Source organism: Pseudomonas sp. PICF6 (genome assembly GCF_009831705.1).
In the GTDB taxonomy this organism is placed as follows: domain Bacteria; phylum Pseudomonadota; class Gammaproteobacteria; order Pseudomonadales; family Pseudomonadaceae; genus Aquipseudomonas; species Aquipseudomonas rhizophila.
This window is the reverse complement of sequence record NZ_WUUD01000001.1, coordinates 1-12,189: the sequence shown is the minus strand read 5'-3', so window position 1 is coordinate 12,189 and position 12,189 is coordinate 1. Positions and strand designations below refer to the sequence as shown.

The following is a 12,189-nucleotide window of genomic DNA, read 5'->3' as shown; positions in this document are numbered from 1 at the left end:
GACAGGCCAACCAACTGGCCCATCGGCTGATCGAGCAAGGCGTCGGGCCCGATGTGCTGGTCGGCATCGCCGTCGAGCGTACGCCACAGATGATCATCGGCCTGCTGGCGATCCTCAAGGCCGGTGGCGCCTACGTGCCGCTGGACCCGGCCTACCCGGCCGACCGCCTGGCTTACATGATCGCGGACAGCGGCGTGACGCAGATTCTGACCCAGGCTCATCTGCGTGAATCCCTGGCGTTGCCCGCCGACATCAACTGTCTGCTGCTGGATTCGGTCGATACCAATAGCCCCTATCCCGAGCACAATCCGAATGTGCCGATGGACCCGGATAACCTGGCCTACGTGATTTACACCTCAGGCTCGACCGGCCAACCCAAAGGCGCACTGCTGGCGCACCACAACGTCAGCCGATTGTTCCAGGCCACGGACCACTGGTTCAGCTTCGATCATCAGGATGTCTGGTGCCTGTTCCATTCCTATGCCTTCGACTTTTCCGTGTGGGAGATCTTCGGCGCCCTGCTGCACGGCGGCCGATTGGTCATCGTGCCCCACGCCGTGAGCCGTTCACCGCAGGATTTCTACGCCCTGGTTTGCCAGGAAAACGTCACGGTGCTCAACCAGACGCCTTCGGCGTTCAAGGCGTTGCTGCAGGTCGCCTGCGAACCTGGGCAACCTCTTGCCCACCGGTTGCGACAGGTGATTTTTGGCGGCGAAGCGATCGATGTACAGAGTCTTCGCCCCTGGTTCGAACGTTTCGGCGACCAGACGCCGCAACTGATCAATATGTATGGCATCACGGAAACGACTGTGCATGTCACCTGGCGGCCGTTGTCGATGAGTGACTTGCACAGCGAGGCCGCAAGCCCCATCGGCGAACCCATCGTCGACCTGTCCTGGTATCTGCTCGACGCTCATCTGAACCCGGTGCCCAAGGGTTGCATCGGTGAGCTATACGTTGGCCGGGCCGGCCTGGCCCGCGGCTATCACCGACGTGCCGACCTGACCGCTACCCGCTTCATCCCCGACCCGTTCGACCCGCTGCCGGGTGGCCGCCTCTATCGCACCGGGGATCTGGCCCGCTACCGCACCGACGGCAGCATCGAGTACATCGGACGCCTGGATCATCAGGTCAAGATTCGCGGGTTCCGCATCGAGCTGGGGGAAATCCAGGCGCGCCTGCAAACGCTGCCGGCGGTGCAAGACGGTGTCGTGTTGACCCATGAAGGCCCGGGCGGCCTGCAGCTGGTCGCCTACGTGATTGCCGCCCAAGCGGCCACGGCCGAGTTACGCGAAGGCTTGTTGAGCGCACTCAAAGCGCAGTTACCGGACTACATGGTGCCCAGCCACCTGCTGTTCATCGATCATTTCCCGCTCAATGCCAATGGCAAGCTCGACCGCAAGGCCTTGCCGGAACCCGACGCCGGTCTTTGGCATTCCCATTACCTGGCGCCTCGCACTCAGCTGGAAGAAGCCCTGGCACAGCTCTGGCAACAGTCCCTCAAGGTTGCGCGCGTCGGTGTCAACGACAGCTTCTTTGAACTGGGCGGGCATTCGATCCTGGCGATCGAACTGATTGCCAACCTCAAGGCACGCCTGAATATCAGCGTGCGGCTGCAAGAGTTGCTGGCCAACCCGAGCGTCGCCGAGCTGGCCCTGTTCATTTCGCAAAAACATCGGGAACAGACCCAATGCCTGGTCGAACTGAACAACGCACCGGCCAGCGCACCGCAGCTATTTTGCCTGCACCCCAGCGGTGGCATCGTGTTCTGTTACCAGCCACTGGCGCGCAAACTCCAACAGCGGGCGCGCACCGTTGGCGTCATGCACCGCGGCTTCAGTGAACCGCATGCCGGGCCTGAAGCCTGGCGCGAGATGATCGCCGATTACAGCCAGGAAATCGTCAAGGCCCAGCCGCAAGGTCCCTATTACCTGATGGGCTGGTCGTTGGGCGGCGCCATTGCGCTGGACATCGCCGCGACGCTGGAAAGCCTGGGCCACACCGTGAGTTTTCTCGGTTTGGTGGATAGCACGATCCCGGAGCATCTATATCCGGCAACGTTGTCGCGTCATCGGCATTTACCAGGCGCTGAACAAGCCGACCCGGCCTCTCAGGATCTGCTGGAGGCCATCGAATACTTCGACCTGCTGTTTCCGACCCTCACGGAACGCACGGCGACTTATCGGCGTGAGCAACCCGAAAGCACGGTCAAGGCCTTCCATGAGTGGGCCGCCAGCCAGATCGAGCCGGGACGAGGCGACTTGCTGGCGATCGTGCAGAGCGTCAAGGATGAAGTCATGAACGCCCAGGCGTTCTCGGTGCATGATCGTTTGCTGGAAGCCTTCGACGGGTTCACCTTCAAACCGGTACGGGTTCGGCCTAGCTGCTGGTGGACACAGGTAGAAAAAACCCCGGAAGAATTGGCATTCTGCGAAGCCTTGATCAAGAGCTGCAGCCTGACCGGGGAGCTGCAATGCTCGATGCATTCGCCGTTGCGTCACCGCAGTATGATTTTTGATGATGGGTTGCTTGATTCGTTGGTCGAGGCTTTTTGGGCCAGTACGATAGAAGGGGAATAGCGCTTGGGGTCGGTGTGTATATCCGTTGCTGCGGTAACCGCCACTTAGAGTTCCACCGTAAGAACAGGTCGGCTATAAGGCCGCCTCGCGTCGGACGTTGATCTCGGCGCCCCGTTAACCACGCTGGCCGAACGCAGGCGTTGCGCAGTGGGCACCTTGGCAAAGAAAACGGCGCTTTCCCGTCTCGAAAAGCGCCGTTTCCTTAAGTGAACAGCACCACCCACAAGGCAGGTCTATTCATTCCCGCGAGGATCAGAACTGCGGTTTGTACGTCACGCTGAACATCAGGTTGCGTGGATCACCGAAGTTGTTGTTGCCATTGAGCTGGTTGTAGGCGGACGTAATGTACGTCTTGTCGAACAGGTTGTTGGCGTTGACCGCCAAGGCGATTTCCGACGTCAGTTGGTAGCCGACGCGGGCGTTCCATACGGTGTAACCCGGGACTTCACGATCGTAGTCGTAAACCATCGTGTGGCTTTGGCTGGTGAAGCCCAAGCCGGTGCTGACACGGCTCCAGTCGCCGGTGAACTGGTAGTTGCCCCACACGCGCAGCATGTGTTTCGGCGTCCAGGTGCTGAAAATACTCCCTTCATTGTCCGGGTCCTCCAGGTACTTGGTGGTGTTGTAGGTGTAACCCGCGAACAGCTGCAGGTTGTCTATCACTTCACCACTGATTTCGGCGTCGATACCCTGGCTGCGCACTTTGCCCGAGGCTACCGAGCAACCCGAGCCGCCACACCCCGAACCACCGTCGTTGATGGCACGGTTCTCATGGTCGTAGCGGAAGATCGCCAGGGAGGTATTGACCCGACCGTCCATCAACTCGCCCTTGAGGCCGACTTCGTAGTTGGTGCCGACTATCGGCTTGAGCACCGAACCGTTGGCATCGCGATTGGTCTGCGGCTGGAACACGTCGGTATAACTGGCATACACGGCCCATTCACGGCTCAGGTCATAGATGATGCCCGCGTAGGGCGTGACCACTCCGGTTTCAGTTCCGGTGCTTGGCGCGTTGCCTGTGATACCGGCTGAGTTTTCGGTTTTCGACTTGTATCTGTAGTCATACCAGCTGACCCGGGAACCCAGCACCAGCGTCAGATCGTCCACCGGCTTGACGCGCCAGGTGCCGTACACGCCCTTCTGGCGAATATCGTATTTGCTGAGGGTGCCCTGGCCACCCGCGGCGATCAAACTGTCGTAGCTGATGTCCGGACGGTCATTGTCGATGTCGAAGATGGAGTCGCTGGTGTTGTTGAATGTACGGGCGTAGCGGTCATCGGTTTCCAGCTGGGAGTAGTTGCCGCCCAGCATGACTTCCTGCTCCATCGACAAGGCTTCGAACTTGCCGGTCAGGTTCATGTCGAGACCGGCCTTCGTGGACTGGAAATCGGTCAGGAAGTCGGCATATTGCACGCCGCTGCCATCAGGCAGGAGACCACCTCCCCTTTGGACGCGCTGGTTTTTCGCCTGGTTGTCTTCGCTCATGTGCACCGCGCCGACCTTGAACGCCCAGTCCTCATTGAAGCGGTGCTCCAGATCGGCGTAGAGGGTGGTGACGTCGATTTCGGAGCGGTTCCAGCGCGCCCCCGTGTAGGTCGAGCGCGACACGTCCGGCATCCTGCCATCGGCGTAGCGTGGCAGGCCGCGGATGTTGCCCCGCGATTCGCCGTTGGATTGGCTGACCGCGAAACCCAGGGTGGTGTCTTCGCTCAGGTCGACGTCCAGCGCGCCGTACAGCGAGTGAGTCTTGCTCCACGCATGGTCGACGAATGAATTGCTCTGGTCTTCGTCGACGACGATGCGACCGCGGATGTTGCCGACCTGGTTCAGCGGGCCGCCAGCGTCCAGTTGCAGGCCGTAGTGATCCCAGGAGCCGGCCTTGCCGGTCAGGGTCACGGTCGGTGCGTTCTGGCCACGCTTGCGCACCAGGTTGACGGCACCACCGGGGCTGCCGGTGCCTTGCAGCAGGCCGGAGGCGCCGCGCATGATTTCCAGGCGGTCGAAGAAGATCAGATCCTGGGTCGCCCAGTTGCCCAGCGAATAATTGTTACGCAGGATCGGCACACCATCGTATTGCCAATCGTCGATCTGGAAGCCGCGTGACGACAGGATCATGCCTTGGCCAACGCCCTGCAGGCCGACGATGCCGGTGGTCTGGTTGACGGCGTCCTTGAGGTTGACCAGGTTCTGGTCATCCATCTGCTTACGCGTCATCACGGTGATCGACTGAGGAATTTCCTTGAGGGTATGGGTGCCCTTGCCGATGGTCACGGCGTTACTGGTGTATGACTTGCTGCCTTCGGTCGTCGCAACCAGCTCCTGTGCCTTGACGGTGGTCGCGCCCAGCTCAAGGGACCCAGTGGCAGAACCGCGCAGCAGCATCAGGGTATTGCCCTCAACGCTGTACCGCACCCCCGTGCCCTTGAGCAATTCGGTGAGGGCCGCCTGCGGGCTCATCTTGCCGCTGACGCGATTGCTTTTCAGCCCGGCCATATCGCCGGCGTTGTAGATCACTTGCTGGTTGGTCTGCTGACCGAACGCTTGCAGTGCCTGGGGCAGCGATTGCGCAGGGATGTCGATGCTGACGTCTTCAGCCATCACCTGAGCGCTGAGTGGCAGCAGGCAGACCAGCCCCAGACCGGTCAACACCCGACGCGAACGCAGGCCGCGGGACATGACGAGTGCCTTGAACAGAGGTTTCAACTCATGAATGGATGACATCGTGCTCTCTATTATTGGTAGAAGTAAAAGTCCATGGGGCCGAAGGGCCCGCCGCTCGCCAGCACGAGAGAACCCGCACGGTCGATTGCCCCAAGGGCAATGTGTCAGTGCGGGGCCGACCGGCCCCTCCCCGGGCACGGTCATCCGGCTGGACGACGGCGAAATTTTTGCTGAACACATCCGGTGCCTGAGCGTCCTGCCCGACCCGATTTGTCCACATACCTAAGTAAGACGCAGCACCTGCCAAAAACCGGAATGAGTTTATTTATCATTCGTGAAAAAAGTTAAAAAAAAGCCGGCGCAGAGGGGCGCCGGCCTTTTGTTTCATGCGAGTGTCAGCTGCCTTTCGATCGTTCCCACGCTCCAGCGTGGGAATGCCGCCAGGGACGCTTCGCGTTCCGCCCCTGGAAGGTGACGCAGAGCGTCACGGAATGCATTCCCACGCAGAGCGGGGGAACGAGAACTTAAAAAAGGCCTTTTTGTTCATGCCATGTCAGCTGCCTTGGGCCGCCTTGGCGGCTTGCAGCTGCCGAGCCTGTTCGGTCAGGAGGGCCTTTTCCTCGGGACTCATCGCCTCCATGCGCAGGCGCACCTGGGCCATTTTTTCCAATTGCCCCGGACTGCTCTCCAGCGCCCGCAAGGCCAGGGCCAACGACGCCACGGTCGGATGATCGAAGACCAGTCCCGGATGAATTTCGCACTGCAACAACTTGCGAATACCGGCCACCAGTTTGATCACCAGCAACGAATGACCTCCGGCGGCGAAGAAGTCGCGATCGATGCCCAATCGCTCAAGTCCAAGCAACTGCGCCATGCGCGCGGCGAGCAATTGCTCCAGCGCATCGCGTGGCGCGGCGTCTTCATCGTCCGCTGTAGCCACCGCCAACTGCTGCAGTGCGTGGCGATCGATCTTGCCGTTGGCCAGTCGCGGGAATCGTTCGATCAGATGCACGTGCTGCGGCACCATCACGCTGGGCAAGCGGGCGCTCAGCTCAGCGCGCGCGGCGTCGAGCAAGCCCGTCGACAGTCCCTGCTGCGCCACGACAAAGGCCAACAGCCCCTGCTCGACCGACGTTGCCGGCAACACCAATGCTTCGGCCACCTGCGGCATGCGCACAAGCACGGCCTCGATCTCCGCCAGTTCAATACGGAACCCACGCACCTTGACCTGCTGATCGCGCCGTCCATATAGCTGGATCGCCCCGTCCGGCCGATAACGCGCCAGGTCACCGGTGCGATATAACCGCTGCGCCGGATCAAAGGGACTCTGGATGAACGCCTGCGCATCGGCCTCGGCATTCAGATAGCCCCGGCACAACTGCGCTCCGCCCAGGTACACCTCACCCAGCACGCCCGCCGGCGCCAAACGCAGATCGGCGTCCAGCACGTAAACCTGGTTGTTGCCCAGCACCTGGGTCAGCGCCGAACAGTCGCCGGCCGCGCCGTTCAGTGACAGCGGATGAATCATTACCCCCACCGTGGCTTCGGTCGGCCCGTAGTGGTTGAACACCCGGCAATCGCTGCGCAACCGGGCGATGCGCTCGACCAACGTCGGCGCAATCGGCTCACCGCCAAGCACCAGCGTACCCGGCAGCCTCGCCCGCTCACTGTCGAGCAGCGCCGCGAGGTGCGAGGGCACGATTTTCAGGCAGTCGATCTGCTGCTGTTGCAGGTACTGGGCAAACAACACGCCGTCCTGCATCTGCTCATCGCTGGCCACATGCAGGGTCGCGCCGTTGAACAACGCGCCAAACAACGCCGTATTACCCAGGTCCGCCGCCACGCTGGAACTGAAACCGACGTTCTTGCACTGGGCAAGCCCCAGCGCCTGACTGGCCTGGGCGGTGTAGTTGAGCAGTTGCCGATGCTCGATCACCACGCCTTTGGGCACACCGGTGGAGCCGGAGGTAAACAACACATAGGCGATATCGTTGCCCTGGGTGGCGAGCGCCGGCAGTGGCGTAGCCGGATGGCTCAGCTCAGCCGCGGTCAGCGCCTTATACGGCTGATCCTGCCAGGCCGGCAGATGCGCCGCATCGGTCAACAACAACGCCGCGCCGGCCTGTTCCAGCATCAACGCCTGACGCGCCTGGGGCCACTGCACATCAAGGGGCAGATACGCCGCACCAAGGCGCCAGCTCGCCAGCATTGCAATCACCAGATCCACCGAGCGCGGCAACGCCAGCGCGACCATCGAACCGGCGCCCACGCCTTGCTGCTTGAGGCCCTGCGCCATGCTGTCGACCCGGGCTTGCAACTGGCCGTAGCTCATTTGCTGACGGGCGTCGGTCAGGGCAATGGCGTTCGGTGTATGCAACGCCAGATCGGCGATGCGCTGCGGCAGATAACGGCCATCAGCTAACGCGTGCATGGCGGGGTTGATTGCCAGCAAGCGCTGCTCTGCGGTGCGACTCAACAGATCGAGCCGCGCCAATGCGGTGTGTGGAGCGGCAAGGATCGACGCCAACAGCACGCCGTACTGTTCCAACACGGCGCTGGCCGAGGCCGGCGAGTAACGCGAGCTGGCGTAATGCAGATTGACCGCGGCAAGCTGCTGGGCAGCGTTCAATTGCACCTGCAACAGCAACTCGAATGGATCTGCCGGCACCCACACGGACTCTGCAACAGCCCAGTTAAGGCCGCCACTGTTGCCGGCCCGGTTAGCCTGCCCCAGCGTAAAGCCGTAGGCCGGGCGCGCCGCCTCAGGCGACAGTTCCGGCGCCCAGTATTCCTGCCAGGTGCGATGGGCTTCCAGGCGCGCCGCCAGCTCGTCCAGCCACTCGCTGAACGACACCGTCACGGGCAATGAAACGCTAAGCGGCAGGGTTTTCTCGAACACGCCCACAGCATTGGCGAAGTATTCATAGTCGCCACGGCTGTCATGACGCACGCCCACCAGCGCCTGCTCAAGGCCGCTCAAACGTCCCAGCAACACCCACCATGCGCCTTGCAGCAGCGTGGCAAGCGGCTGATCGAGCTGCTCGGCCAACCGTTGCAACCCATCGCGCTGGGCCGGCTCCAGGGTCAGCGACACACAGGTATCAGCGGCCCCCGTCTCACTGCCGGCGCTGCGCGCAGCCAACCACGGTGTGGCGATGTCCGTCTGCACGCCTTGCAGGTAATGCTGCCAATAGGTTCGTCCGGTGGCGGCATCTTCATCAAGCACCACCTCACTGCGCCATTCCAGGTACTGGGCAAACTCGCCCGGTGCTTCGTCTTCCGACGCCTGAACTGCGGCGTACGCTTGCTGGACTTGCTCCAGCAGCAGATTCAGCGATTGCGCATCGGCACTGTAGCGAGCGATACCCAGCACCAGTTGCCATTGCTGCGGCGCCAGACGATAAAGCACGGCCTGGACGTTTGGCGATTCGCCCACCACAAAAGCACAGCCCAGCGAATCCTTGATCTGCGCCTGGACATCCTCGGTCCGTTGCTCGCCTGCCTGTATCGTCAGCGGGAAACGAGCGGCGCCGCTGGCGACCTGACGCAAGCCGTGGAAACCGGCCACTTTGTCCAGCCGCGCCAGCAGCATTGGCTGCTGTGCCAGGAGCGTATCGAACGCGATCTGCAATCGCTGCGGATCGAGATCGCCGTCGATGACCACGTTCAGCCAACGCAATGCTTCGCCACAGGTCGCCGTGCTCGACAGTTGCTCGAGCATCGCTTGTTGTTCGGGGGTCAAGGCAAAGCCGGGGTCCTGCTGGTCCATCAATACCTCGTTCATGCTCCGGTTTCCTCCAGGTTGCGGATGCCCTGGATGGCGAGCCCGGCATCGGCCTGGCCCTCCAGCGCGCTGCGCTCATACATATCGCCCATGGCAACCACGATCTTGCGGGGGCCCTCGAACGGGTCGCGGGCGTGGGCCACCAGCATGTTGTCCAGCAGGATCACGTCGCCCTTGCGCCAGTCGAAACGCACCGCACAGGCTTCATACAAATCACCAATGCGCGCCATCACCTCATCCTCAATCGGTGTGCCATCGCCGTAATACACATGCCGAGGCATGCGCTCCAGACCGAACATCGACAGCAGGTCCTCCCGCACATCCGGCTCCAACCAATAGATGTGATGCAATTGCACCTGATTGAAGAACGACTTCTCCCCGGTGATCGGGTGCGTGATGATCGCCGGCCCCGGTGTGCGGGTCTGCAACTCGTCGTTGTCGAGCCAGCGCCACTGGATACCGCCCGCCCGACACCGGGCCTCAACTTCGCGGCGGTCCTCGGTCTTGAAAAAGTGCTGCCACGACACGTCGAGTTTGTCGGTGAAGGTGCGCACATACAGCAGCCCTTTGTCTTCGAACTTCTCGCGAAGGTCCGACGGCAGTTTTTCGTACATCAACCGGCAATCCACCACTGGAGTCGCACCGCCCACAGGCGCGGCTTGCTCGCAATAGAACATCTGCTTGCGCGGCCAGCGGTCCTGATGGGAGCTTTCGTTGTGGAACAGAATCATCTTGCGCTCCGGGTACGGCGTGGAACGGTAGGTGTTCTTGCCCCCTTCCTTCTTCGGCAAATCGCCGTACTGACCATAAAGGCCGGGCTGGATCGCTTCGGCGAACGCTTCAAAGCCCTGGATGCCATCCAGTTCAAAACCGCGGAACAGAATGCCCGCATGTTCGGCCAGCTTTTGCTCGATCAGCGGCCGGTTCTGATGAATCCACTCGATGACATCCAGCTGGGGTTCACCCGGCTCCAGCATCAACGGGAATCGCTGCGGTGCTGCCACCAGTGATTCACGCACCCGCGCCGGTCGAGGCTTGGCGAGCGGTGTCACCGAGCGTTTGAGAAACTTGCCCAGCTTATCGGCCTTGGGCCCCGGGACGGTGGCAGGCTTGGCGGCGGCCGCCAAGTTGTCGACTGGCATGCTGATAGCTCCCAATTGAATGTCCTGATCAGCGACGATCTGTTCCAACAGGGCGGTCCAGGCCTGAATCAGGTACTGAATGCGCTCATGTCCGAACAAGGTTGTGGCGAATTGCCAAGTGCCGCGCAATTGCCCTTCTTCTTCGTCAACGAACAACGCCATGTCGAATTTAGAATGGGTCTCCAACGCCGGCAGCAATTCCACGCTCAACCCCTTTATGGAGCGGGTGCGCACCGGCACGTTGTTCATCACGAACAACACCTGGAGCAAGGGATTCATGCCCTTGTGTCGTGGCACGCCCGAGGCCTCGACAATCTGGTCGAACGGCAAGTCCTGATGCTCCAGGGCGCCAAGCAGGTTGTCCTGGGTTTGCGCCAGGAAGCTTGCGAACGTGGCATCGGCGTCCAAGCGCGAACGCAGGGGCAGCACGTTGACGAAGAAACCGATCAGCCGCTCCAGCTCCGGCTGTTCACGACCCGCCACGTCGGCGCCAACCACCAGATCTTGCGCAGCGCAGAGCCGATGCAATAACACCTGGAAGGACGCCAGCAGCGTGCTGTACAGCGTGACCCCGGCTTCGCTGGACAACCGGCGCAAGGCTCCGGTCAGCCCGGTGGGAAGCTGGAACTGCAGCGCATCGCCGTCATAGGAAGCGGTCTGGCCCCGAGGACGGGCCAGCGGCAGGTTCAGGCGCCCCTCGTAGCCACTGAGCCGGTGTTTCCAGTAGTCAGCCTGACGCGCCAGTACGCCCTGCTCTTCCAGCGCCTGCTGCCACAAGGCGAAGTCATGGTACTGAATCTCCAGGGGGGCCAGCGGCATCGGTTCACCCTTGAGGGATGCCTCGTAGACCTGCACCAGTTCGTTGATCAACAACCCCATCGACCAGCCATCGGAGATGATGTGATGCATGGCGTACAGCAACACATGTTCGGTCGGCCCCAGGTGCAGGATCCGCCCGCGCAGCAGCGGTGCCTGCTCCAGATCGATCGGGGTGCGGGCATTTTCCAGCGTCGCCTGGGCCACCTGTTCCTGCCGGGCACTGGGCGACAGACCAGACAGGTCGATCACCGGGAAGTCCAGTCGGACCTCATCGGCAATCAGCGCCACCGGATCCCCTTCTTCGTTTTGGCGATACGCAGTGCGCAATACGTCATGACGGCGTACCACGTCGGCAAAGCTGCTCATCAGACGCTCCACCGACAACTCGCCGCACAGGCGCAGCGCCATGGGCATGCCATACGCCGAAGTGCCGCCGGACAATTGTTCGGCAACCCACAAACGTCGCTGCACCAACGACAGCGGCGCGGAACGGCGTGGCCCATGGGCCTGGAGCCGCACCCCACGGGAATCGCCCGCCCGGACCGGTCCATCGACGGTGCCGGCCATCAGCGCCGCCAGCGCCTTGAGCTGCGGATGATCGAACAGGTCACGCAGGCTCAGCGGATAGCCGGTCAGCTTACGCAAGCGTGAAACGGCCTGGGTCGCCAGCAATGAGTGACCACCGCGCTCGAAGAAGTGGTCGTTGCGACCGACCTGTTCCAGCTCCAGCACCTCTTGCCAGACACCGGCAATCTGTTGCTCCAGCTCACCCTCGGGTGCCTCGTAACCACTTTGCGATAACCCGGTATCCACGGCTGGCAGGGCCTTGCGGTCGAGTTTGCCGTTGGGCGTCAGGGGCAGGTGTTCGAGGAACAACAGGTGCGTCGGGATCATGTAGTCGGGCAGATGCTCCTTGAGGCCTGCCTTGAGCTGGGCGCGCGCACTGCTTTCGTCCGCTTGCAACGCCGAAGCAACCACGTAGGCCACCAGTTGCTGACCGCCCGGAGCGTCCTGGGCCAGCACCGCTACATCATGCACCTGGGGTTGCTGCAGCAGCCGTGCTTCGATTTCTCCCAACTCGATGCGGAAGCCGCGGATCTTCACCTGATGGTCGATGCGGCCCTGATACTCGAGCACGCCATCGGCGCGCTAACGGCTCAAGTCACCCGTGCGGTACAGACGTTCGCCGGTTGTGGAAAACGGG

Annotated in this window: 3 protein-coding genes and 1 pseudogene; 1 reads left to right on the top strand and 3 read right to left on the bottom strand. The window is 61.9% G+C overall.

What is annotated here, in order from left to right:
* A partial coding sequence (locus GSM73_RS26570) for an amino acid adenylation domain-containing protein (protein ID WP_256676603.1) occupies positions 1-2,579 on the top strand: 2,579 nt, incomplete at its 5' end.
* A 252-nt stretch (positions 2,580-2,831) separates the two neighbouring features.
* On the opposite strand, the gene GSM73_RS00015 is transcribed toward GSM73_RS26570, so the two are convergent.
* The 3 genes and pseudogenes from GSM73_RS00015 to GSM73_RS00005 all read right to left on the bottom strand — a co-directional run.
* Positions 2,832-5,300, bottom strand: a complete 2,469-nt coding sequence (locus tag GSM73_RS00015) for a TonB-dependent receptor (RefSeq protein WP_160891242.1) — start codon at positions 5,298-5,300, stop codon at positions 2,832-2,834.
* A 493-nt stretch (positions 5,301-5,793) separates the two neighbouring features.
* A complete protein-coding gene (locus GSM73_RS00010) occupies positions 5,794-9,024 on the bottom strand; it encodes an amino acid adenylation domain-containing protein (protein WP_160891240.1) in 3,231 nt (1,076 codons plus the stop codon).
* Positions 9,021-12,189 (bottom strand): annotated as a pseudogene (locus tag GSM73_RS00005) (condensation domain-containing protein); the annotation flags it as partial. The pseudogene GSM73_RS00005 and the gene GSM73_RS00010, both read right to left, overlap by 4 nt.